Annotated in this window: 18 protein-coding genes and 2 pseudogenes; 14 read left to right on the top strand and 6 right to left on the bottom strand. The window is 71.7% G+C overall.

Features of this window, described 5'->3' with window-relative positions; translation table 11 throughout:
* Positions 1-11 precede the first annotated feature (11 nt).
* A complete protein-coding gene (locus ACF08F_RS10185) occupies positions 12-950 on the top strand; it encodes an SCO0930 family lipoprotein (RefSeq protein WP_392298062.1) in 939 nt (312 codons plus the stop codon).
* 41 nt (positions 951-991) lie between these two features.
* Here ACF08F_RS10185 and ACF08F_RS10180 read toward each other — a convergent pair whose 3' ends face one another.
* Positions 992-2,248: a DUF418 domain-containing protein gene (locus ACF08F_RS10180; protein WP_392298061.1), complete on the bottom strand. Its 1,257-nt coding sequence runs from the start codon at positions 2,246-2,248 to the stop codon at positions 992-994.
* A 354-nt stretch (positions 2,249-2,602) separates the two neighbouring features.
* Between ACF08F_RS10180 and ACF08F_RS10175 the strand changes: the two genes are divergently transcribed.
* The 4 genes and pseudogenes from ACF08F_RS10175 to ACF08F_RS10160 form a co-directional block, all read left to right on the top strand.
* Complete coding sequence (locus ACF08F_RS10175) at positions 2,603-4,324, top strand: substrate-binding domain-containing protein (RefSeq protein ID WP_392298060.1); 1,722 nt, start codon at positions 2,603-2,605, stop codon at positions 4,322-4,324.
* Positions 4,325-4,346: 22 nt separating this feature from the next.
* Positions 4,347-5,189 (top strand): hypothetical protein, encoded by an 843-nt coding sequence (locus ACF08F_RS10170; protein ID WP_392298059.1) that lies wholly within the window; start codon positions 4,347-4,349, stop codon positions 5,187-5,189.
* A gap of 61 nt (positions 5,190-5,250) precedes the next feature.
* The gene (locus ACF08F_RS10165; protein ID WP_392298058.1) at positions 5,251-5,487 is read left to right on the top strand and encodes a hypothetical protein; all 237 of its coding nucleotides are present in this window, start codon (positions 5,251-5,253) and stop codon (positions 5,485-5,487) included.
* A gap of 105 nt (positions 5,488-5,592) precedes the next feature.
* Positions 5,593-5,820 (top strand): annotated as a pseudogene (locus ACF08F_RS10160) (Mini-circle protein); the annotation flags it as partial.
* A gap of 120 nt (positions 5,821-5,940) precedes the next feature.
* Here ACF08F_RS10160 and ACF08F_RS10155 read toward each other — a convergent pair.
* Positions 5,941-7,107, bottom strand: coding sequence for an agmatine/peptidylarginine deiminase (locus ACF08F_RS10155; RefSeq protein ID WP_392298057.1), 1,167 nt, complete (start codon positions 7,105-7,107; stop codon positions 5,941-5,943).
* A 374-nt stretch (positions 7,108-7,481) separates the two neighbouring features.
* Here ACF08F_RS10155 and ACF08F_RS10150 point away from each other — a divergent pair, with 374 nt between their 5' ends.
* From ACF08F_RS10150 to ACF08F_RS10140, 3 genes and pseudogenes are all read left to right on the top strand, one after another.
* Complete coding sequence (locus ACF08F_RS10150) at positions 7,482-8,645, top strand: agmatine/peptidylarginine deiminase (RefSeq protein ID WP_392298056.1); 1,164 nt, start codon at positions 7,482-7,484, stop codon at positions 8,643-8,645.
* Between the two features lie 255 nt (positions 8,646-8,900).
* Positions 8,901-10,599: pseudogene (locus ACF08F_RS10145) on the top strand (sugar-binding protein); the annotation flags it as partial.
* 271 nt (positions 10,600-10,870) lie between these two features.
* Positions 10,871-12,019, top strand: coding sequence for an aromatic acid exporter family protein (locus tag ACF08F_RS10140; protein ID WP_392298055.1), 1,149 nt, complete (start codon positions 10,871-10,873; stop codon positions 12,017-12,019).
* A gap of 24 nt (positions 12,020-12,043) precedes the next feature.
* Here ACF08F_RS10140 and ACF08F_RS10135 read toward each other — a convergent pair whose 3' ends face one another.
* Positions 12,044-12,331 (bottom strand): WhiB family transcriptional regulator, encoded by a 288-nt coding sequence (locus ACF08F_RS10135; protein ID WP_392298054.1) that lies wholly within the window; start codon positions 12,329-12,331, stop codon positions 12,044-12,046.
* 312 nt (positions 12,332-12,643) lie between these two features.
* On the opposite strand from ACF08F_RS10135, the gene ACF08F_RS10130 reads away from it, so the two are divergent.
* A complete protein-coding gene (locus ACF08F_RS10130) occupies positions 12,644-13,657 on the top strand; it encodes a PI-PLC domain-containing protein (protein WP_392298053.1) in 1,014 nt (337 codons plus the stop codon).
* Positions 13,658-13,695: 38 nt separating this feature from the next.
* Here the strand turns inward: ACF08F_RS10130 and ACF08F_RS10125 are convergent, their stop codons facing one another.
* Positions 13,696-14,637 carry an SMP-30/gluconolactonase/LRE family protein gene (locus tag ACF08F_RS10125; RefSeq protein ID WP_392298052.1) on the bottom strand — a complete coding sequence of 314 codons (942 nt, stop codon included), beginning with the start codon at positions 14,635-14,637 and terminating at the stop codon, positions 13,696-13,698.
* Positions 14,638-14,872: 235 nt separating this feature from the next.
* Positions 14,873-16,477 carry an FAD-binding oxidoreductase gene (locus ACF08F_RS10120; RefSeq protein WP_392298051.1) on the bottom strand — a complete coding sequence of 535 codons (1,605 nt, stop codon included), beginning with the start codon at positions 16,475-16,477 and terminating at the stop codon, positions 14,873-14,875.
* Between the two features lie 71 nt (positions 16,478-16,548).
* On the opposite strand from ACF08F_RS10120, the gene ACF08F_RS10115 reads away from it, so the two are divergent.
* From ACF08F_RS10115 to ACF08F_RS10100, 4 genes are all read left to right on the top strand, one after another.
* Complete coding sequence (locus tag ACF08F_RS10115; RefSeq protein ID WP_392298050.1) at positions 16,549-17,187, top strand: TetR/AcrR family transcriptional regulator; 639 nt, start codon at positions 16,549-16,551, stop codon at positions 17,185-17,187.
* A gap of 109 nt (positions 17,188-17,296) precedes the next feature.
* Entirely contained in the window at positions 17,297-18,517 is a 1,221-nt protein-coding gene (locus tag ACF08F_RS10110) for a metallophosphoesterase (protein WP_392298049.1), read from the top strand.
* 171 nt (positions 18,518-18,688) lie between these two features.
* The gene (locus tag ACF08F_RS10105) at positions 18,689-21,040 is read left to right on the top strand and encodes an ABC transporter substrate-binding protein (RefSeq protein WP_392298048.1); all 2,352 of its coding nucleotides are present in this window, start codon (positions 18,689-18,691) and stop codon (positions 21,038-21,040) included.
* 529 nt (positions 21,041-21,569) lie between these two features.
* Positions 21,570-22,277, top strand: a complete 708-nt coding sequence (locus ACF08F_RS10100) for a response regulator transcription factor (RefSeq protein WP_392298259.1) — start codon at positions 21,570-21,572, stop codon at positions 22,275-22,277.
* Between the two features lie 8 nt (positions 22,278-22,285).
* Here ACF08F_RS10100 and ACF08F_RS10095 read toward each other — a convergent pair whose 3' ends face one another.
* Positions 22,286-23,074, bottom strand: a complete 789-nt coding sequence (locus ACF08F_RS10095; protein WP_392298047.1) for a CAP domain-containing protein — start codon at positions 23,072-23,074, stop codon at positions 22,286-22,288.
* Between the two features lie 377 nt (positions 23,075-23,451).
* Here ACF08F_RS10095 and ACF08F_RS10090 point away from each other — a divergent pair, with 377 nt between their 5' ends.
* Entirely contained in the window at positions 23,452-24,009 is a 558-nt protein-coding gene (locus ACF08F_RS10090) for a hypothetical protein (RefSeq protein WP_392298046.1), read from the top strand.
* The last annotated feature ends 132 nt before the right edge of the window (positions 24,010-24,141 follow it).

Below are 24,141 nucleotides of genomic sequence, written 5' to 3'. Positions count from 1 at the left end.
GGGGTGTTCTCATGACGAACCTGAACAAGCTCACCATCGCCGCGGCCGGAACGGCACTCGTCCTCGGCCTGACAGCCTGCGGACCGCAGGAGAGCCCCGCCGGGTCCGCGGGTCCGGCCCCGGCCGGCGCGAGCGCCTCGACGGGAAGCGGCAGCGGGTCCGACGGCTACGGCACCACGCCTTCCGGCGGGGCGGCGGCCACGGCGGCCGGCTCCTTGGCTGTCCGTCAGGACCCCCGTCTCGGCGCGGTGGTGACGGACGCGGCCGGCTTCACGCTGTACCGCTTCGACAAGGACACCGCCGAGCCCTCCGCCTCGAACTGCGACGGCGACTGCGCCAAGGCCTGGCCGCCGGTCCCCGCCGGCAGCACCCGGCCGGGAGACGTCGAGGCGTCCCGTACCGGCTCGGTGGACCGGGCCGACGGTACGAAGCAGCTGACGATCGCGGGCTGGCCCGTCTACCGCTTCGCCAAGGACACCGCTCCCGGTCAGGCCAACGGGCAGGGCGTCGGCGGCACTTGGTTCGCCGTCACCCCCGACGGCAAGAAGGCAGGCAGCACGGCACCCGGAGCCGGCGAGAACGGCACCGGAAAGCCGTTGCCCGCACTCTCGCTCCGCAACGACGACCAGCTCGGCCGGATCGTCCAGGACGGCAAGGGCCGCACCCTCTACCGCTTCACCAAGGACACGGCCTGGCCGATGAAGTCCAACTGCGAGGGCGCCTGCCTGGACAAGTGGCGCCCCGCCAAGCCGGTCGACGTGAACGACATCGACGGCATCGACCCCAAGAAGCTGATCGTCCTCACCCGCCCCGACGGCACCGAGCAGCTCACCATCGACTGCTGGCCGCTGTACTGGTTCACCGGCGACAAGACCCCCGGCGACACCGACGGACAGGGGGTCGGCAACACGTGGTTCGCCGTCACGGCCGAGGGCAAGCTCGCGAAGTGAGACTGCCGAACTCCCGGCGCGCAGCCCCTCTGCCGTCGGGCTCAGCGTCGCAGGACCCACTTCTGGACTGATTCCAGGGGGCCGGTGGAGAAGCGGCGCAGCCAGAGGGTGGAGCCTGCCATGAGTACGAGGCACACCGCCGCCCACAGGCCCATCACCCACCACGGGTGGGCCGTGTCTCCGAGCCGCGCGGCGAGACCGAGTCCGATGCCGTACGAGACGACGACGCACAGCACGTTCTGGAGGACGTATCCCGACAGGGCGGTGCGGCCGACGTTGGTGAGGCCGGCCGTGAGGGGGCCGGGGCGGCGCACACGGTCCATGGCGGCACCGATCAGACCGATGTAGCCGATGGCGACCAGCGGCCCCGCGCAGTAGCGGCTCAGCAGGAAGTAGGCCTCGCCTCCGACGGCCGTCAGCGCGGTGAGCGGGATGCCGAGTCCCAGGCCCCAGACGAGCATCCGGCTCCGGATGCGCCGGCCGGTGTCGTCGGCGCCGAACGCCCCTGCCCGCAGCAGCCGTACGCCGAGGAGGAAGAGGAAGACGAGAAGACCGAAGGAGAGGACCGGCTCGATGCGCAGCGCGAGGATGTTCTCCAGCCGGAAGGAGACCTGCTCCAGGTAGCCGCCCTCCGCGTAGAGATCGACGACCTGCGGGGACACGGCATCCGTCGTGCCCGTCCCGTCGTCGGGTGCGGCGGCCAGTGCCACGGTCAGCAGACCCATCAGGGCCAGGTGCAGTCCGGCCGCCCACCACATGACGCGTTCTCGCGCCCGTTCGGAGCGGGTCAGGACGTGCGCCACGACCAGCGCGGTGACCGCGTACCCCATCAGCACGTCCCAGGCGAAGACGAGCACGAAGTGCACGGTGCCTTCGACGAAGAGGAAGAGGGCCCGCCACCGGTAGCGGCCGGGCCAGGGCTGTCCGCGCCTGGTGGCGGAGTCGTACTGGATGGCCAGGCCGACGCCGAAGAGGATGGTCAGCATCGAGAGGAACTTGCCGTCCGCGAGGAGCCGGAAGACGCTCTCGGCCGCGGCCGGAAGCGATCCGAAGCCCGATCCCCCGGTGCTACCGGACTGCACCACGCCCCACTCGGAGCCGGGGCCGGTGAAGATCCAGACATTGGTCATGAGGGTGCCGAGGATCGCGGCCCCGCGCAGGACGTCGAGGAGTGTCAGTCTGCCCTCCGTGGCGACGCGCGCGTTCTTGGCGGCGGCCTTCGACAGGGGAGCAGCGGCGGGCGTCGAGCGTGGCGAACCTGCCTGCGCCGAGGGGCCTTTGGGCGGTGACTCGGTCATGCTCCCATCGTCGGTGTTCGCGGTTCGGAGCTCGTCGTGATCACGGACGAGCCCCCTCTCCGTCGAACGGCGTACGAGGAGCGACGGGATGTCATCCTCCCGGCCGACCGCAGCGGGGCGACCATCCGGAGCGGTGCGTGAGTGGGTGAAGTACCCGGGCCTGACTGCATGTTGATCAGTTTCTGGGGGTTGCGATCAAGTGAGGATCGTTCAACAATCCTTTTGTGCAATCGAGTTGCCGACTGACTCATGGTTGCGATGCGGCAGGGCGCGCCAGGACGGGGGACGGAAGTGAGCAGGGATCCGTACAGATCACGGGGCAGGGCGTTGTGGTGGACGGCCGGGGTCGGGCTGGTGGCGATCCTTGCCACGTTCTTCGGCGTCCGGGCCGCGACGGGGGGCGAGGAACGTGACTGCTCGGTGCGGCTCACCGTGAACTCGTCCACGGAGAAGGCGGAGCTGCTCGCCGACCTCGCCGAGGAGTACGGGCGCTCAGGACGCGAGTTCGACGGGGGTCAGTGCGCCGAGGTGAGGGTTCTGGAGCAGAGCTCGGGTGTGGCGATGGAGGCGCTGGCGGCCGGATGGGACGCGAAGCGTGACGGTATGCCCGAGCCGCAGGCCTGGACGCCGAGTTCGTCCCTGTGGCTTACGCTCCTCACCGGCAAGGCCACCGCCGCCGACCGGTCCGTGACGGTGGCCGAGCCCGTGTCGCTGGCCACCAGTCCGCTGGTCATCGGCATGCCGCGGCCGATGGCGCAGGCACTGGGCTGGCCGGACCGGCAGGTCGGCTGGAAGGACGTCCTCTCACTCACCAAGAAGGGCTGGGGTGCTTTCGGGCATCCCGAGTGGGGAGCCTTCCACCTGGGGAAGGACAACCCTCGCACCTCCACCTCGGGTCTCGCCTCCACCGTCGCCGCGTTCTACGCCGCGACAGGGCGCTCGGGCGATCTGACGGAGGCCGACGTCCGGGATCCGAAGGCCCGGGAGTTCGTCGCGGGCGTCGAGTCCGGGGTCCTGCACTACGCCTCCGACGCGACCGTCTACATGTCCAACCTCGCCGAGGCCGACGCCGCCGGCACTGCGCTCTCGTACACCAGCGCCGTGCCCGTCCAGGAGCAGCTGCTCCACCTGTACAACCAGGGCAGCCCCACGGGCGATCCGGAACGCATCGGCAAGGGCCGGAAGCCGGCCGTCCCGCTGGTGGCCGTCCATCCGGCCGACGGCACGCTCATGATGGACCACCCGTTCATCGTGCTGCCCTCCGCCACGGACCCGCAGAAGGCGGCGGCCGCCGACTTCCGGGACTTCCTCCTGGAGAAGTCCCAGCAGAGGCGCTTTCAGCAGCTCGGGTTCCGCGACCACGAAGGCACGGCGGGCGCGGAGCTGGCGGCCTCGGTCGGACTGCGGCCCGCGGAGAAGCTCACCCTGATCGACCCGCCGGCCCCCGCCGTCCTGGGACGGATCCTCGACAGCTGGGACGACCTCCGCAAGAAGGCCCGCGTCGTCATGATCATGGATGTGTCCGGGTCCATGAACCAGCCGGCCGGCGAGGGACGCAGCCGACTGGAGGCGGCGAAGTCCGCAGCCGTCAAGGCGCTCGACCTGTACCACCCCGACGACGAGGTCGGACTGTGGGCCTTCTCCACCGAGACCGCAGGGCAGGCGGAGCCGTACCGCCGGATCCTCCCACCACGCCGCATAGCCGACGGGAAGACGGGGCTCGTCCGAGCCATCGACGGACTGCACGCGGAGGGCGGCACCGCGCTCTACTCGACCGTCCGCGCAGCGCAGCGCGCCGTGCTCGCCGAGCTCGACACCGACCGGATCAACGCCGTCGTCCTGCTCACGGACGGCAGGAACGAATACCCGGCCGACAACGACCTCGACGCCCTGCTGCGCGACATCGACGCGAAGAACCTGGAGCGCTCCGTCCGCGTCTTCACCGTCGCCTTCAGCGAGCAGGCCGACTTCACCGTCCTGCAGAAGATCGCCAAGGCCTCCAAGGCGGACGCCTACGACGCCCGCGACCCTGCCGTCATCGACAAGGTGATGCGCTCCGTCATCAGTAACTTCTGACATCCCGAACGGAATGATCACCATGACCGGACGCGTCCAGAACCACCGGTCCGTCGCCGCCGCCGCGGGAGCCTTCCTGGGCGCGGCCGGAGCGGCGACGGCCGCCCTGGCCGGAGCCGCGCTCTGGACCGTCCCCCTGATCGGCTTCACGATCGCCGTCCTGACGTGGGGCACCCACACGGCGGTGAGCCACCTCGACGGCGCCTCGCCCGAGGCCCAGGAGCCGCCACCGGCACCGGGCGAGTCGTGGTCCGCCAGGGGCGCCGCGCCCTCGGCGGAGCCGCCGCTCGGCGGTCACCGGCCGCTGCCGGCCGACACACGCCCCTGGCTGACCCGGGCGTCCGCCGCGTCGGCCAAACTGGACCGCCACCGCCGTGACGCCACCGACCCGACCCTCGCCCAGGCCCTCGCGAACGCCTCCGAGAACATCCGCTCCGCGGTGGACCAGCTGCGCGCCCGCGCGGCCGCCGTGGGCGTCATCGACGCCACGACCGCGGGCACCGACCGTGAGGCCCTGCGGCGCGACGAGCACCGGCTGAAGAAGGAGGCCACCGCGGCTGCCCCCGGCCCGGTCCGGGAGGCCAAACTCGCCTCCGCGCGCGCCGTCGCCGAGCGGCGGGACTCCCTGACCCGCCTCGCGGACCTCAGGGACCACATGACCGCGACCCTGGAGACCACGGCCCTGCGCCTGGAAGCGGCCGCCGAACGCGGCTCCATGCTGGTCTCCCTCAGAGCCGCCGACGAAGCGGGCACCCGCCCGCTCGACCTGACGGCCCTCGGCGACGAACTCGAGGCCGTCCAGGCGGGCCTGGACAGACTCGACGAGATCACCCGTCTCCTGCACGACGAGGGCACCACGCAGTGAGGCCCTCGCCCTCTCCTGCCCGTGACGCAAGGACCCGCACCCGCCCGGAAAGGACGCCCGCATGCCCAGACTCGACGACGAGCAGCTGAAGCAGAAGGACCGCACCTGGCGGACGGCGAGCTGGACGGCCTTCGGCGCGTTCCTGGCCGCACTGGTCTTCTCGGCCGCCGAGGTCTTCCCTGCAGCCATCCTGTTCCTCGTCATCTGCTTCGGCTCCGCGTTCGTGCGCATGGTGGCCGGCAGAGCCGTCAACGAGGAACTGTTCATCCGTGCACAGGAGGCCCGCCGGCGGCCGTGAGGCCCGCACCTCCTACGCCCCGCAATCGCCCAGGCCGGCCTGACCGTTGCCGCTTCGCCTGCTTGAACCCTCCCCCATGGCGGGGCAGGGTGGGTCCGACGGCACATGGCGGAGGTGGAGCGATGGCGGTTCCGACGAAGCTTCGCAGGTGAGGACGTCGGCGATGACTTCACGGGCCCGTCGGACGGCAACGAGGGACTCGACGGAGTGCACCCAGCCGACGCCGAGCGAGATTTCGCGGTGTTTCGGACCGGGCTCGACGCGTGCGACGCGGCAGTGGCCGGGCGCGGCCTCGACGAGACCTTCGTGTCCTCTCGCCGGGTCTTCCTCAGCCTGCGCTGGATCTACGTGCTGATGATCCAGGAGTACGCCCGCCACAACGGCCATGCCCGACTTCCTCCGGGAGCGGACGGACGGGGCGACGAGCGACTGAGCTCCTCTCTCCGTGTCTGCCTACTCGATCGGCTTGCCGGGCTGCTCGTGGGTGGCGCAGTGGATCCCGCCGCCTCCGGTGGCGATGGTGTCGATGCTCAGCTGGACGATCTCCCGCGTCGCGAACTGCTCCTGGAGGATGCCGCGCGCCCGGTCGTCCGCCGCCTTGTCGCCGAACTTCGGGAGGTACACCGCGTCGTTCCCGACGTAGAAGTTGGCGTAGGTCGACAGGAAGGCGTCGGTGTAGCCGGTGATCAGGTCGGGGTCGGGCTGCGGGAGGTCGATGATCTCGAACTCCCGGCCCTGGGCGTCGGTCGCCTCGCTGAGCACCGTCATGGCCTGGTCCGAGGAGCGTGACCAGGAGTCCGGCGGAGTCCCCGGGAAGGCCCGGTCCAGGAGGACCACGCCGGGTGCCGTGTAACGCACGAGGCTGTCGACGTGGGCGTCGGTGATGTCCTCGCCGCGCACGCCCTTCAGCCAGATCACCTTCTCCATGCCCAGGAGTTCCTTGAGCTCGGTCTCGATCTGGGCGCGGGACTTGCCGGGGTTGCGGTTGTCGTTGACGATCGAGCTCTCGGTGATCAGGAGCGTTCGCTCGCCGTCCGTCTCGAAGGAGCCGCCCTCGGCCACGAGGGGCGCCTGGATGCGCGGGATCCCGTACTTGCGGAGCAGAAGCCGACCGACCAGGGCGTCGTTGTCGTGGGTCTGCTTGTCGCCCCAGCCGTTGAAGTTGAAGTCGACTCCCTCGAGCTTCCCGTCCTGCTCGACGAAGACCGGGACGGTGTCGCGGGCCCACAGGTCGTCGACGGGCATGTCGATGACCTCGACGCCGGATCCGCAGGCCTTCTGGGCGCCCGCCCGCTGCGCCGGCCGTGCCATCATCACGACGTACTCGTACTCCGAGATGGCGCGGGCGACCCGCGCGATGTCCTCGCGTACGAAGGGGAGGTCGTCCTCCCAGACGGACTCGAGCGCCGGCCACGACATGAAGGTGCGCGCGTGGCTCTCCCACTCGGCCGGCATGCGCCGGTCCTCGTCCGCAGGCACGGCCTGCCCGGTGGTGGCGGTACCGGCCGGGCGGTCCGGCTCGCCGGAGTCGCCCGAGCCGCACGCCGTCGCGCCGAGGGCGAACGCGCCGAATCCCGCGAGTACGCGCAGGGCGGAGCGGCGGGAGGGAAGGTCGGCCATGTGGGGGTTCTCCGATCGTGGGCTCGGGATCGCCGCCGACGCGGCGGTTCGACGGTGAAGCAGCGGCGGGAAGCGCCCCGGGCGGCGGCAAGTCGCGTGCACTGGGCCCCGGCCGCTCTTGAACAAGGTGCGTGTTGTCCGCCGCGAATCGTGGGAACGGCGCGGGAGACACGGCCGTTCAGGCACCATCTCTGTCCAGACTGAAAAGTCAGTCGGGTCGTGCGACTTTCGCAGTGGTCGGCCGTCCTCGATCTTGCGGCGCGTAGGCCGGATCGAGCTCGCAGCAGCGACCTGCGTGAACGATCTTGACTGAATTTTCAGTTAAGGACAGGATGGGCGACGCAATCAAGCCAGCCCTCTTCAAGGGAGCCCGTATGTCCACGTCACCCCTCACGTCCCGACGCAGGCTTCTCCAGTTCGGCGCGACGGCCGTGCCCCTCGCCGCCCTCGGCGCCACGATGCCCACGGCCGCCGTCGCGGCCACCGCCGCATCGGGCACCACGCTGCGGATCCCCGCGGAGACCGACCCCCACGTGCGGACCTTCATGGCCTGGCCCGCACTGTCGTCGGTCTGGTCCACGCAGCTCGGGGGCGTCCGCGACGACATCGCGCGCATCGCGTACGCCATCTCCCGCTTCGAGCCGGTCGTCGTCCTGGCACGCCCCTCGCAGGCCGCCGACGCCCGCTACATCTGCGGCCCCGGCGCGTACCACGGCATCGAGGTCGTCGAGATCCCCGTCGACGACCTGTGGATCCGTGACTTCGGCCCCACCTTCGTCGTCGCGCCCGGCGCCGTCGCCGGCGTGGACACCAACTTCAACGGGTGGGGCAAGACCGGCACGAGCTACTACCAGCCCTTCGCCAATGACGCCGCGGCGGCCACGACGCTCCTGGGCCAGTACGGGGTCAACAGGATCCAGGCCCCGTTCGTCGGGGAGGGCGGTTCGCTGGAGGCCGACGGCCACGGCACCCTGATGGCGACGGTCAGCTCCATGGTCAACAGCAACCGGAACCCGGGCATGACCCAGCACCAGGTCGAGCAGTCGATGAAGTGGGCCCTCGGCGCGGACAAGGTCATCTGGGTCCCGGGCCTCGCCGGCCAGGACATCACGGACTGCCACATCGACTGCCTCGCACGCTTCGTCGCGCCCGGCAAGGTGATCCTCGACCAGCCCGGCCCCGGCGCCAGCAGCAAGTGGGTCGCCGTCTACAACGAGACCAAGAAGGTGCTCCAGAGCGCCACCGACGCCCAGGGACGCCGCCTGGAGATCACGGAACTCCCCGGCCCCGACCGCCGCTACATCCGAGGGAGGGGCACGGACTTCCTGTCCAGCTACACCAACTACTACACCGTGAACGGCGCCCTCCTCGTGCCCCAGTTCGGTGACAGCTACGCCGACAACACGGCGTACGACATCCTGCGGGCCGCGTACCCCGGCCGGACCGTCGTCCAGGTCAAGATCGACAGCATCGCCTCCGGAGGCGGCGGCATCCACTGCGCCACCCAGTCCCAGCCCGTCGTACCCCCCGCGGTCTGACCCGCGGCCGCCCGGGCGAGCAGAGGGCGGAGTGGTCGACACCCCTCCTGGCGGTCGACGCCCCTTCCGGCGGTCGACACGCCCTCTGCTCGCCCACGGCGGCACATCCATGTCCACCACAGCCCACCCATGCACCCACATAATCGAACTGGAGATCGAATAATCGCGTTGCTCGGTATGTCTGCGCCATCAAGACGCAGACGCATCTGGCGCGAAAGGGCTTCCGGCTGCATAGCGGGAAGCCTCGCCCTCGCCCTGTCCCTCACGCTCCTCACCGGCGCCGAGGCGGCAGCCGCGCCGCTCCCGGCGGCGGCCACCCCCGACAGATCCGCCGCCACGCAGGCGGCGGACATCCCCTCCGCGCGTGTCGCCGCGCGGCTGTCGGGCCGACGGGTGGAGGCGCTCTCGGAGCGGACCGAGACGTCGACCACCTGGGCCGACCAGGACGGCTCCCTCACCACCGAACTGTCGGCCGGGCCGGTCCGGTTCAAGGACGCGGTCACGGGTTCCTGGCGCGATGTGGACGTCGACCTCGCCGCGCAGGCGGACGGTTCCGTCGCCCCCAAGGCCCATCCGGAGGGTCTGACCCTGGCGGGCAGGACCGGATCGCCCGCGCGCTCCCTCCTCGCGGCGCGGTCCGCACCGGCCACCGACCTGGTCACCCTCGGCCAGGGCGAGGAGCAGATCACCCTCCAGTGGCGGGGCGGTCTGCCCGCACCGAAGCTCGACGGCATTCGTGCGACCTACGTCGACGCGGTGCCCGGCGCCGACGTGGTCGTCGAGGCGACCCGTACGGGCTTCGAGCAGTTCGTCGACATCAAGGCCCGGCCCGAGGCCGGCTTCTCGTACACCCTGCCGCTGAAGGCCAAGGGCCTGAAGGCGGAGCAGCAGCCCGACGGCAGCGTGCTCTTCACCGACAGGAAGTCCCGGAAGACCGCGGTCATGCCCGCCCCGGTGATGTGGGACGCGACCGTCGACCCCGTCTCCGGCGAGCACACACGCCAGGTCCGGGTCGCCATGAAGGTCGTCAAGGCCAAGGGTGGCATCGACCTCGTGCTCGCCCCGGACGGCGACTTCCTCGCCGATCCGGCGACGAAGTACCCGGTGACGGTCGACCCGTCCACGTCCGCACTGTCGAACGTCTTCGACACCTACGTCCAGCAGGGCACGACGGTCGACTGGTCCAACGACGTCGAACTCGACCTGGGCAACCCCGGCACGAAGAACGCCGACGGCACCTACCGCACCGCGCGCTCCTTCGTCAGCTGGAACCGCGCCCATCGCCGACGCCCTGGTGATGGACGCGAAGCTGTCGCTGTGGAACTTCCACTCCGCCAACGCCGCCACCAACCCGCCGAAACTGGTCGTCACCCACAACTACCGGCCCCGCACGGGCACGCAGCAGGAGGCAGGTCCGCCGTACTTCTCCTATTCCGGCGCCTATGTCGTCAACACCGCGACGCCGACCCTGCGCGACACGTTCGTCGACCCCAACGGCGACAAGGTCCAGGGCGCGTACCAGATCTTCGACGCCACAACCGACACCCAGGTCGGCGCGGTCCTGCGGTCGGCTTTCGTGCCGTCCGGACAGCCCGCCCCGGTCGTCGTGCCGGCGGGTGTGCCGGCCAACGGCAAGACGTACAGGTTCCGCAGCAGCCCGTACGACGGCACGCACTACAACCTGGGCTGGTCGGAGTGGAAGACCTTCACGGTCGACACCTCCGCACCCTCCGCACCCCCCGGGATCGCCTCCACCGACTACCCGTCGGGCACGTGGGTCAAGGGCGCGGGACAGGCCGGCACCTTCACCGTCACCCCGAACGGCACCGACCACGAATGGCTCGAATGGTCCCTCGACGGAGTGACCTGGACCAAGGTCGCCACCGGGGGCACCACCACCAAGGCCCTGACCGTCACCCCGCCCAAGGACGGAACCCACACCCTCCAGGTACGGCGCTGCGTGCCGGAACCCCAGGCCCGTCGCGGCACCGCCTTGACGGCCCTTGTCCTTTTCCGAGCCGCCCGTCCCCGAAGCGGAGGTGATCCCTCGCCCGGCCGGGCGTACCCGCGCTTGAGCCCGGGGCCGTCCGGGCAGGCAGTCGTCCAGACGGCCCTGGCGGGACGGCGACGGGACGAGGTGCGGCGTGGCACGCGGCAGAGGACGGCACGACCAGGGCGACGGGCTGCTCACGCGTCTCCGGCGCGATCCCTTCGTCGTCCAGACGATGCGGTCCACGGTGGCTGCCACGCTCAGCTACGTCGTCGCCCTCTGGCTCAGCAGTGAACCGGTCCCCCTCACCGCACCCCTCACCGCCCTCCTCGTCGTCCAGGTCACGCTCTACTCCACCGTGACCACCAGTCTGCGTCGGGTAACCTCGGTCGTCGTCGGCGTCCTCATCGCCATCGCGTTCAGCGTCGTCGTCGGCCTCTCCTGGTGGAGCCTCGCCCTCGTGATCCTCGCCTCGCTGCTCGTCGGCCGGCTCGTCAGGGTCGAGGAGTTCATCCCCGAGGTCGCGATCAGCGCCATGCTCGTCCTGGGCGTCACCCAGGTCTCCGACACCGCATGGGACCGCGTCCTGGAGACCCTCATCGGCGCCGTCGTCGGCATGCTCTTCAACCTGCTCCTCGCACCGCCCGTCTGGGTCGACACCGCAGGCGACTCCATCGAGGACCTCGCCCGGCGGATGCGGCTGCTGCTCCTCGACGTGGCGGACGAGTTCACCGGCGCACCCCCCGTCGAGCAGGCCGCCAGCCGCCTCCACGAGGCCCGCCGCCTCGACAACGACGTCGCCGACGTCGACGGGGCACTGCGCACCGCAGAGGACAGCCTGCGCTTCAACCCCCGCATCAAGGAGGGCCTCCTGCACCGGGTGGTGCTGCGCACCGGCCTCGACACCCTGGAGATCTGCGCCGTCGTCCTGCGGGTCCTCGCCCGCACCCTCACCGACCTGGCCAAGCACCGCGGCGGGCACCAGCTGCTGCCCGAGGGGGCCGCCCCGGCCATCCGGGAGACCGCCCGGTACACCGCCGACGCCCTCGTCAGCTTCGCCGTCCTGGTCACCACGCGGGGCAGCGAGGACGCCCAGGCCGCGGAGACCCGGCTTGCGGCCGAGCTGCGGGCGGCCAGGACCTGCAGAGATCGCGCCGCCGACCGGCTCCTCGCCCTCGCCCTCGCCGATCCCGGCAGTTGGCAGCTGTACGGGGCGCTGCTCACCGAGGTCGACCGGATCCTCGACGAACTCGACCCCGAGCACCGGGGCCACCGGCTGATGGAGGAGCTGGACCGCCGGGTCCGCGAGCGCAGTGAACGTCGGCGCCTTCCGTCCCTCCGCGACCGGTGGGACGCACGGCGGGCCACCCGCGGCGACGGATGACCGTCGCGACGTCGCCGGGTCCGGCTACGCCGCGGCGGCGTCGGTCCCTTCGGACTCCTGGCGCTCGTTCACCGTACGACCGCCCCAGACTCCGTACGGCTCGCCCACGCTGACGGCGTGTTCCAGACACCGGGCCTGTACGGGGCATCGGTCGCACACGGCTTTGGCGGACTCCTCCCGCATCGCCCGGCTCTTGCCTCGCTCGCCCTCCGGGTGGAAGAACACCTCGGTACCCAGGCCGCGGCACGCGGCCGCCCTCTGCCAGTCCCACTGATGCTCCGCCCGTCCGGGCAGATGCGACACCTTCGACATGACAGCCCTCTCCTTCGCTCCGATCGCCGAACGACTCCACTCACGCGTCTGACCGAGAAGCCCGACACGAAACGTGCCGAGGGACCGCGCTCGTCGTCGGCCACGATCACGTGCGGACACGATCACGTGCGGACACGACAGGAATTCCGGCCATTGCGTTCCCGACGGGACCGGATCGACCGGCGAACCGATACGCTCCCCCGCATGCCAATCATGGACATGTCACCTCGGGGTGCCCGCCCAGGCGCGGGCCCACGGTTCGGGCCGCCCTCGGCCGGGACCGCTTCGTCGCGGAGAGCCGGACGACTTTCCGTGGTCCTCCTCCTTCTGGCGAGCCTCCTCGGAATACCGGCCCTGGCCAGTGCCGCACCGCCCGCTGCGTCGACCCGCGCGTTCGCGGTGGCGGCGGACGCGAACGACACGGCCGTGGCCCAGGCGCGGGCACGCTGGGGGGACCGGCGGCTCGACGAGGTCACCTTCCTCGGCACCCACAACGCGTTCACCAACTACGAGGACTCCCGCTGGAGTTCGGTGTCCCAGTCCGAGTCCGTACGCCACCAGCTCGACAACGGAGTGCGCGGCCTCAGCCTGGACACCCATTGGTACGAGCGCAGCACGTGGCTCTGCGTCATCAGCTTCGGCAGCGACTGCTACCCGAGCGACGCGTACCTCTGCCACGGCGAGTGCAAGACCTTCGCAGGGGTCACGTACGCACTGCCCCGGCAGTCCCTCCAGAGCGGCGTGCAGACCGTGGTGGACTTCCTCGCGGCGAACCCCCAGGAAGTCGTGACCGTCTTCCTGGAGGACTACGTCAGCGCCCAGCAGCTCGCCGACTCACTCGGCCGGGTACGCGGCCTCGACCAGCTGCTCTTCCGGCCCGACGCATGGAACGTGCGCCAGCAGGGGTGGCCGAGGATGACCGACCTCGTCGGCTCCGGGAAGCGCCTGCTGATCTTCAGCGACGCGCCCGGCCGTGAACACCTGGGGGTCATGCACGACAAGGCCTGGACCGTCAGCAACTACTGGAGCCTCGGAGACCTCGGCAACGACGTCTCCTGCGTCAGCCGGTGGTCCGACGTGCCGCTGGACCGTCAGGAACCGGGCTTCCGGCGGCTCTTCACCATGAGCCACCACCGGAACGTGCCCACGGCCATCAACGCCGCCCTCGACAACGGGACCAAGCTGCGTGACCGCATCGACCGGCAGTGCCGCCCGGCGGCCGGCGGTCGCGACCCGAACTTCGTCTCGGTCGACTTCCACCGGGTGTCCGACAGCAGCGGCCACACGCCGGCCTCGATCGTCGCGGAACTGAACGCCCGGAACTGAGACCCTGTCGCCGCCCTGAGGCGCGGGATCGTGGCGGTTCAGGGGCGGGTGCCCGTCGGCGGGAAGGCCAGGCCCGTCGGCGTGTTCAGGCCGGTGGCCGGGAGGGTGGTCTGGCCACCCCCCGTCTCCCGGACCCTGATCACCCGGTTGTTGAAGCCGTCGGCGATGTACAGGCCGCCGCAGCCGTCGAGGGCGAGGCCGAGCGGATCGCTGAGACCTGTGGTGGGGACGGTGGTCTGGCCGCCGCCGGCCGCGATCCTGACCACGCGGTTGTTGCCGCTGTCGGCGATGTAGAGGTCCCCCGTGGCGCTCAGTGCCAGGCCGGTCGGCTGCGAGAGGCCGAGGGCGGGGACCGTGGACTGGCCGCTCCCGTCACCGGCCACCTTGACGACGCGGTCGTTGACGAAGTCGGAGACGTACAGGTTCCCGGCGGCGTCCAGCGCCAGTCCCCAAGGGTGCAGCAGGCCCGCGGTCGGTACGGTCGTCTGGGTCCCGGTCGCCACGGACACCTTCACGACGCGGTCGTTGAAGCTGTCGGCGACGTAGAGATTCCCGGCGCGGTCGAGGGCGAGCCCCAGGGGGCGCGACAAGCCGTCGGTGGGGACGGTGGACTGGGCACCCCCGTACGCCGCTCTCACGACCACGCGGTTGTTGCCGGTGTCCGAGACGTAGAGGCGACCCGACGTGTCCCAGACCATGCCCGTGGGCCGTACGAGGCCCTCGAAGGGCACGGGCGTCTGGTCGCCGCCTCTCGTGGGCAGGGCGACGACCCGGTTGCCACCGTAGTCGGACACGTACAGGGGCGCGTGTGCAGAGGTCCGGCCGTCCTGCGACGGGGTCGCGCCCGCCGTCGTCGCGGGCAGCGCGCACAGGGCCGCGAGGCCCACCGCGGCAGCGAGTCGGCGGGCCCACCGGCGCGTGGCGCGTCCCTTCGAGGGCGCGGGCGTCGCCGTTCCGGGTCTGGCCGTCGTACGTACCATGACTCCCCATCGGGTCCGAGCGGCCGGCCCACTGCCGTACCTGCGCCGACCATAGGAAGTGGCGCCGGGAGATGCGGGAACCACGCCGCCCCACCTGCCCCGGGCCACTCCAATGTCGGGGACGGCTGCACGGCGGCGAACCGCGGCGCCGGCTGCCGGCCGCCGCCCCCGTGGGCCCCGAGGACGAAGCACACACGGCAGCACGGCCCCTCCGCCGTCCCGCCACCCGGTCCCGTCAGTCGAGCAGCACGCCGGGATTCAGGATGCGGCAGGGGTCCAGGGCGTCCTTGGCCGCGCGCAGTGCCAGCGCGAAGGGCTCCGGGCGTTGGAGGTCGTAGCCGGCGCGGTGGTCGCGGCCGACGGCGTGGTGGTGCGTGATCGTGGCACGGTGGCGGTGCAGGATCTCGCCGGCGACGGCCTTGATGTCGTCCCAGACCTCGACCTCGTCGCCGGGCCGGCCGGCGACGGCCACGGTGAAGTAGGGGGCGGCCCCGTCGGGGTAGACGTGGGTCAGGCGGCAGTTGACGGTGGCCGGGTGTCCCGTGATCTTCCGTGCGGCGGCGCCCACCTCGGTACGGACGGCCTCGATCAAGGCGGGGATCCTGTCCCAGGTGGCGGCCGTCTCGAAGGTCTCGACGACGGCGCCCATGCGGGCCAGGCCGTCACGCAGGTAGGGCATGCGCAGGAACGCCGAACGCCAGGCGCCCACGGCCGAGCCGGCCGAGGCGTCACCGTCCGCCGGGGGCGTCTCGGCTCGGCCGCCGTGGGCGCGGGCCAGGTCCACCGCGCTCGCGAGGCGGTCGCCGACGGGGCCGGTGGCGGATTCGAAGCCCAGGACCAGAACCGAGGAGCCGTCGTGGGAGGCGCCGGAGAAAAGGGCTTCGCCGGCGTCGAGCAGGCGGCAGTTGGCCGGGGCGAGGTCGGTCTGGGCGATGGCGCGCACGGCGTCGAGCGCGCGGTGGAAGTCGGTGAAGGCCACGGACGCGGAGGCTTTGCGGCGGGGGCGTTCCTGCACGCGCATCCATGCCTCGGTGATGACGCCGAGCGCGCCCTCGGATCCGAGGAAGAGCCGGTCGGGTGACGGGCCGGCGCCGGAGGCGGGCAGGCGCCAGGACGAACCGGCTCCGGCGGGTGTGATCACACGCAGGGACTGCACGAAGTCGTCGATGTGGGTGCGGCCGGTGGCGTAGTGGCCGCCGGCCCGCGTGGCGAGCCAGCCGCCGAGGGTGGAGAACTCGAAACTCTGCGGGAAGTGGCGCAGGGTCAGGCCGTGGGGCCGCAACTGCTCTTCCAGCACAGGGCCGAGGGCTCCTGCCTGGATGCGAGCCGAGCGGCCGTCGGTGTCGATCTCCAGTACGCGGTCCATCGAGGTCAGGTCGAGCGACAGCACGGCGCGGTGGGCATCGCCGCGGTACTCCACGCCGCCGACCACCGAGGAGCCGCCGCCGAAGGGCACGACGGCCACGTCGTGCTCGCCGGCCCAGTCCAGCAGGTCGGCCACCTCCTGGTCGCCGGTCGGGTGGGCGACGAGGTCGGGGAGTCGGCCGGGACGGGCGCGAAGGGCCCGGATGACGTCGCGGTAGGCCTTGCCCATGGCGTGGGCGGCGCGCGCCCGCGGGTCGCCGGTGGTCAGGTGCGCCAGGGAGGGCGGGGGCGTCACGGCGGGTCGGTCGACGGTCAGATCGGCGATGCGGGGTACGGGCAGCGGGCGGGTCAGGGTGCCCGGAAGCAGAGCCCCCATCGCGGCGCACTCGGCGTCGTCGGGGTGGGCGTCGGTGTAGCCCCACCCCCACCAGGAGCGGGTGCGGGCGGAGCGGGACACAGATGGGATCGCAGACATGAGAGTGCTCCCAGTTGGGGTCCGATGGAACTTACTCAGTGGTAAATTACCTTAAGGTAAGATCTCGTTCCATGACAACGCCCTCCTCCAAGGCCGGCACCAAGGGCGTGCCGAGAGCCGATCGCGAACAACAGATCCTGGCCGCGGCCACCGAGGAGTTCGGCCGCCATGGGTACGAAGCGACCACCGTGGCGGCCATCGCCGTACGGGTCGGCGTCACCAAGCCGCTGCTGCACCAGTACTTCGGCAGCAAGCAGGGCCTCTACCTCGCCTGCCTCGAACCGATCGGCGACCGGCTGCTGGACGCCGTCCGCACCGCCATGGCCGGACACGACACCGACGCGCACCCCACCCCCGTGCGCGTCCTGAACGCCCTCTTCACCGCACTCGACGGACAGCGCAGGGCCTGGTTCGTCCTCTACGACCCCACACTGCCGCCCGGCAGCGACGCCGCCCTGCGCGCCGCCCACCACCGCGACGCCATCGACGGCCTCGCCGCGACCGGCACCGCCGAACTCCTGCGTACGGCCGGAGCCACCGACCCACTGGACGCCGACGCCCTCACCTACGCCTGGCGCGGCCTGTGCACCGCTCTGGTCCGGTGGTGGATCGAGCACCCCGACCAGTCACCCGAGGCCATGACCCGGCGCTGCACCCGGCTCTTCCAGGCCGCCCACACCGTCTTCGCCGCCGGCGACGACCACACGTGAGTCGGACCCACGACCTGCGCAGCGGGTGGGTCGCCCGGTCCCCCACGGCGGACAATGGACCGACTCCACCACTCGCACGGTCCGCCGCACAGAATCTCAGGAGGGAAGCGTGACAGAGATCAGCAACACCCGATCCGCCGCCCAGGAGGCGCCAGAGGCGTCACGGAGCCGGTTGCATCGCCTGATGCGCTACCTCCCCTTGATCGCCCCCCTCCTGCTGTGGGCCGTGCCGTGCTGGGTCCTCCTCCACACGGGTCAGCACTGGCCGCTCCCCGTCACCCTGACGGGCACCGCGCTCTTCGTCCTCGGCCTGGTCGGCATGCCGCTCGCGATGGCGCGCGGCCACGGTCGTCGCCAGCAGGACCGGGCGGCCATCGTCGGGGACACGCTGCTGGGCGGCATCTGGGTCCTGTTCACCTGGTCCGTTCTGCTCGGCGTCACGCTGCGGCTCGTCCTGGCCGTGGCCGGTGTCGGTGACGGCCAGGGCCGGGCGCGCATCGTCACCTGGGCCGTCCTCGGCACAGCGGCGGTACTGCTCGCATGGGGGTACGCCGAGGCCCGACGCGTGCCGCGCGTGCGCCGGCTCGATGTGCCGCTCCCGCGTCTGGGAGCCGGACTGGACGGCACCCGCGTCGTTCTGATCACCGACACCCACTACGGTCCGCTCGACCGCGCCCGCTGGTCGGCACGGGTCTGCGAGACGGTCAACAGCCTGGAAGCCGATCTGGTGTGCCACACCGGTGACATCGCGGACGGCACGGCCGACCGCCGTCGCGCCCAGGCCGCTCCCCTGGGCACCGTGCAGGCGACGCGGGCCAAGGTCTACGTCACCGGCAACCACGAGTACTACAGCGAGGCTCAGGGCTGGGTCGACCTGATGGACGAGCTCGGTTGGGAGCCGCTGCGCAACCGGCACCTGCTGCTCGAACGCGGCGGTGACACCCTCGTGGTCGCAGGTGTCGACGACGTCACCGCCGAGTCCTCCGGGCTGGCGGGTCACCGTGCCCACCTCGCCGGAGCCCTCCAGGGCGCCGATCCCGGCCTGCCCGTCCTGCTGCTCGCGCATCAGCCCACGTTCGTCGACCGGGCGGCGGCCCACGGGATCGACCTCCAGCTCTCCGGCCACACCCACGGCGGCCAGATCTGGCCCTTCCACTACCTGGTCCGGCTCGACCAGCCCGCCGTCGCCGGCCTCAGCCGCCACGGCGCCCGCACCCTCCTCTACACCAGCCGCGGCACCGGCTTCTGGGGCCCTCCCTTCCGTGTCTTCGCCCCCAGCGAGATCACCTTGCTCGTGCTCCGCTCCGTGCAGGGGTCCACCTCGCAGTAGTCACCCTTTCCTTGAGCACCGGGCACCGGGCACTGGGCACGCGGCCCTGCCGTAGCACCGGCGCGCGTGTCGGGAAGCGCGCATCGCAGGAGCCCGGCCGGGCGGCGAGCCGGCCCGGACCGAGTCGCCTTTCGGTCACCTGGTCGGCCCATCAGGACCTAGAGTGAGCACGTGACCGAGCAGAACCACGAACTCATCGCCGGCCGGTACCAACTGGTCGAACGTATCGGCCAAGGCGGCATGGGCCGGGTCTGGCGCGGTCTTGACCAGCAACTCTTCGGGCGCGAAGTCGCCGTCAAGGAAATCCTCTTCCCACCGGGAATGGACGACGACGCCCGCGAGTCGCTGCTGCGGCGGTTCACGGGCGAGGCGCGCGCGGCGGTCACTCTCAGCCATCCGGGAGTCATCACCGTCCATGACGTCGTGGAGCATCGCGGCGCCCCGGTCATCGTCATGGAGCTGGTCCGCGGCCAGTCACTGGCCGCCGCGATCGGCAGCCAGGGACGGCTGCCCGTACGGCGTGTGGCCGAGATCGGCGCCGCCGTCCTCGACGCGCTGACCGCGGCGCACGAGGCGCGGATCGTCCACCGCGACATCAAGCCGGACAACGTGCTCCTGGCCAAGGACCGTGTCGTCCTCACCGACTTCGGCATCGCCCACCTCGCGGACGCCACGACCAAGCTGAGCCACAGCGGGATCGTCATCGGCACGCCGCAGTACATGCCGCCGGAGCAGCTGGACGGCAAGCGCCCGACGCCGGCGAACGACCTGTGGGCGCTCGGCGCCACCCTGTACCACGCCGTCGAGGGGCACCCCCCGTTCGAGGCGGAGGGTCTCCACGCCCTCGCCGTGGCCGTGTTCACCCGCCCGCACCGGCCGCCGGTCCACGCCGGCCCGCTCGCGCCCGTGCTGGACGCCCTCCTCACCAAGGACCCGGCACGACGCGTGGGCGCCCCGGAAGCAGCCGAGATGCTCAGGGGCGTACTGATGACCGCCCCGACGATGCCGACCCCGCAAAAGCCGACCCCGAAGACGCCGGCGCCGGAGTCCTCGGCCCCGACGATGCCGAAGCAGCCTCCCTCGTCGCCGTCGCCGTCGTCCGTGCCGACCCCCACGGTCCCGGACCTCTCCGGGTCCGACGCCGTCCCCTCGCCTCACCCCGTGCCGGGCCGGCCGACGGCCCCGCTCATCGTGGTGAACCCGGACGAACAGCGGCGCACCCTCGGCCCGACGGCTCCATCAGACCGGGGAGACGAGGTGTCCGCGGGAGGCCGGGGCCTCACCCGGCGCTCCGCGGTCCTGGGCACGGCACTCGCCGTACTCGCCACGGGATCCCTCCTGACCTGGTCCCTCACCCGCGACGACGATGCCCGGAGCGGCGGCCGGGCGGGGAGCAGCGGGGCGGCGTCTTCGGTCACGGTGAGGATCGGGGTGGACGCGCCACTCAGCGGCGGGCTCTCCTCGATGGGCGCCGGCATCAGGAACTCCGCCGAACTGGCGGTCAGGACCGCCAACGAAAACGGTCACGTTCCCGGTGTGACCTTCGAGATCACGGCCGTGGACGACGAGGCCGACCCCGCCAAGGGCGCGGCCAACGCCGCCCGACTCGTGTCCGACGACAAACTGGTGGGGGTGGTCGGCCCGCTCAACTCCGCCGTCGCCCGCACCCTGGTGCCGGCGCTGTCGCGCGCGGGCGTCGTCAACGTCTCACCGGGCAACACCGACCCGGCCCTGACGCTGGGACCCGACTGGGCGTCCGGCACCCGCGTCCGTCCGTACTCCACCTACTTCCGGACCATCGGCACGGACGTCGACCAGGGGCCGTTCGCAGCCCGGTACCTGCACGGGGCCGGGAAGACCAAGCTCTACGTCGTCGACGACGCGAGCGACCACGGCACCGCCCTCACCTCCGGCCTCACGGCCGAGTGGAGGAAGCTCGGGGGAACCGTCGTCGGCACGGAGCAGGTGGATCCCGCGGAGCGCTCCTTCGCGGGTCTGGCCGAAAGGGTGCGGTCCTCGGGCGCCGAAGCCGTCTACTTCGGCGGCTACTACGACACCGCGGCACCGCTGTCCCAGCAGCTCAAGCAGGCGGGAGTGGCCGTCCCCTTCATGGGTGGCGACGGCATCTTCGACCAGCAGTACCTCACAGGGAACCCCCGGGCCGACGGCGACCTCGCGACCCAGATCGGCGCACCCGCCACGGAGTCGGCGGCGGGACGCGACTTCCTGACCCGGTACGAGGCAGCGGGCTACTCGGAGCAGCCCGGCTGGTACGGCCCCTACGCCTACGACGCGACCTGGGCGCTCATCGAAGCGGTGAAGGCCGTCGCGAAGGCGGAGGACGGAACACCCGCCGCCGGTTTCCGGAAGGAACTGCCGCGAGCCGTCCAGCAGTTGACCTTCGACGGCGTCACCGGCCGGGTCGCCTTCGACGGCGGCGACACCGTCACCCGCCGACTGACGGTGTACCGGGTGGACGGCGGCAACTGGCAGGCCACGACGACCGGAACCGCCACCCCCTGACGGGGTGGTACCCATCGACTCCGTCGGCATCACCGAGGCATGCCACGCCTCCGAGCCCATGCGCGTCAACCTGACGGCTCATGATTCAACCTTCCGGGAGCCGGGCACGAAGCTGTACTGGCGGCTCTACCACCGGGGCCGTCAGGGGCAGGACACGATGGCGCTGGACATCGGGGCGACGGGGAACGTGGTCGAGCAGCGCACCTTCACGGACGGGAACACGGCCTGGAGGTACTGCACGGGCACCTACACGGTGCCGGCCGGGCAGGGCACCACGCGCTTCGCGTTCCGGTCGGTGTCGGCGGCCGGCGGCAACCGGGAGCTCGACCTCGCGCTCGACGGTGGAGACCAGTTCCTCGGCCTCCTCGCCGCGTCCGTGGATGAACGGGATCCGGACGCCTTCTCCGGGACGGGGGCGCTCGGGGCGGCGGTCCCCGGGACCACCCCTGGTCCGGGAGGCCCCGCGCCCGGAGTCGGACCTGGTGAGGGCGGTCCGGAAGGGCGGACGGCCGGTTGTAGGGTGTCCGCCATGCCCCGCGTACTCGTGGTCGAAGACGACCCCAGCATCCGTGCCTCGCTGATGGAGATCCTCGCGGAGCACGGCCATGCGGTGCGCAGCACGGGCGACGGATTCGGCGCGCTGCGCGAGGTCACGCAGGGCTCGCTGGACGCGGTGGTGCTGGACCTCGGCCTGCCCGATCTCGACGGCGGCGACGCGCTGCGCATGATCCGCGGGATATCGAACGTGCCCGTGGTGGTCGCGACCGCCCGCGACGACGAGAGCGAGATCGTCAAGCTCCTGAACGCGGGGGCCGACGACTACCTCGTCAAGCCGTTCTCCGGGGCACAGCTCCTGGCCCGGCTCTCGGCGGTGCTGCGGCGCACCGTGGTGCCCGCCGGAGTCGCCGGACAGGCCCCGCCCGCCGATCCGTCGGGGCTGGTGACGGTCGGTGAGCTGACCGTGGATCCGCCGGCGCGTTCGGCCTACCTGGCGGGGCGTGAACTGGTGCTCACGCGCCGGGAGTTCGATCTGTTGGCCTATCTCGCCCGGCACGCCGGCACGGTGGTGTCCCGGCACCGGCTGCTCGCGGAGGTCTGGCAGGAGTCCTACATCGAGGACCAGACCATCGACGTGCACGTGTCCGCGCTGCGCCGCAAGCTCGGCGAGCGGGCCTCGGCGCCGCGCTATCTGCGCACCGTGCGCGGGGTGGGCATCAAGCTGGTGGCGCCGCACTGAGAAGCGGCTCAGGAGGGGGTGCCGAAGTCCTGGGTCCACCAGGGGCCTCCGTCGGTACTGACGCCGACGCCGATCTCGGTGAAGCCGCAGTTGAGGATGTTCGCCCGGTGGCCGGGGCTGTGCATCCAGGCGTCCATGACGGCGGCCGCGTCGGCCTGTCCCTTGGCTATGTTCTCGCCGGATCGTGACCAGGTGTATCCGGCCGCCTCGATGCGGTCCTGCGGCTGGGAACCGTCGGTTCCCGTGTGGGAGAAGTTGCCGGTGGCGGCCATGTCGTCGGTGTAGTCCTGAGCCGCCTCGGTGAGGTCCGCGTCGATCGTCAGGGCCTTGCAGCCCGCCGCCGCGCGCTCGACGTTCACGAGGCGTACGACCTCCTCGGCCTCGCCGCCGCCCGCCGGACGCGTACCGCCGTCGGGCGCGGTGGCCGGGGGCTTCGCGGTGGCCGGGGGCTTCGTGGTGACCGGGGGCTTCGTGGTGGCCGGGGGTGCGGACGTGGGCTTCTGCGCGCCCGGGGACACGGAAGGTCTCGCCGCCCGGGTGGTGGCCGAGGACGGTGGGGTGGCCGAGGGGGCCGTCGGCCTGGCGGAGAGGGTCGTCAGGGTGTGCGGGACGGCCGACGGGGAGGTCGGTGGTGCGGCGGCCTGCGGTGCGGCGGTCTCCGGCCCGGTGGTGGTCGGCTTCGGGTCGGGCGGGCCGCCGCCGAGGGCGACGGATTCGGCCTTGTCGTGCGTGGAGCCGGCGAGCTCGGCGGCCGCCAGGCAGACCGCGGCGACGGCCAGGGTACTGAGGCCCGCCACGGCGGCTGTGACGCGCGGGCGACGCGGGGCGCGATGTCCACGACGTCCGTGGGCGGCTCGGGGACTCATCTCGGTTTCCTCCAGGGTGTACGGGTGCGGTTGCGGGGCCGGCCCAGGCTCCGTGTCGGCTCGGGCGGGTTTCGTGCGGCGGAGCGGGTCCGCCGGCACCGAGACGGGAGCGTAGGCGCGCCGGAGCTGCGAGAACGCCGTCTGAGGGATGCGCTCAGGAGGACCTAAGCAACAGCTCAGGTTCACTACCGGATCGGTGCGGTCACCAGGCCGTGGCGCCGGTCGCGCCGCTCCGTGCGGGACACGTGCGCCGCTCCGTGGGCGAGGGCGGGGTGGGTGGTGCGGTGGGCGTCGGCCACACTGATGCGGTGCCACGCCTCCTGCGCTATCTCCTCATATGGCTGTCGTGCACCGCGGCCAGCGTCACCGCGGTGATGCTCACGGTGCACTTCGTCATCGGCCTGACCCGGCCGACCCCGCCCGCCGCGCGGTCGGTCCAGGCGGTGTACCCCTCCCCGTCGGTCCGCGTCGGGGTGCCGGCCTCGTCCGCCGTGACCACGCCGAAGGCGCCCACCACCTCGCCCGCGTCTCCCTCCGCGCCGCCGCCGACCACCCGAACCCCCTCGCCGTCGCCCTCGGTCACGCGGGCGCCCGTCACGCCCACGCCCCGGCCTTCGGCCTCGAAGTGCAGCGGCGGACCCGGGCTGCACACGGTTCCCTCCAAGGGGGGCAAGGTCACCGTCCAGTACGGCCGCGACAGCGTGTGCTTCGTCTCGGCCGTTCCCGATCCGGGTTTCCGCACGAGCACCGGTCACGGCGATCCCGGCACGCTGGTGGTCGTCTTCACCAGCGACGACCACCGTTCGCAGATCACGGCGACCGTCGTACCGAGGGCGCAGGCCAGCGTGCGCGAGACCCGGTTGTGAGTCCCCGGGCAGATGCCACGGCCGGAGAACCCCTGGTCAAGGGCTTGCGGCCGGGAACCTGAGCAGTTCCTTAAGCGTGCCTGATGAGTGGCATCAGGACGGTCCCGGAGGCGTTTTCGGCACCTAGGCTCA

The organism is Streptomyces sp. NPDC015130, assembly GCF_043080005.1.
Lineage (GTDB): Bacteria > Actinomycetota > Actinomycetes > Streptomycetales > Streptomycetaceae > Streptomyces.
The sequence above is the reverse complement of the archived record's forward strand: the minus strand, read 5'-3'. Positions and strand labels throughout refer to the sequence as shown.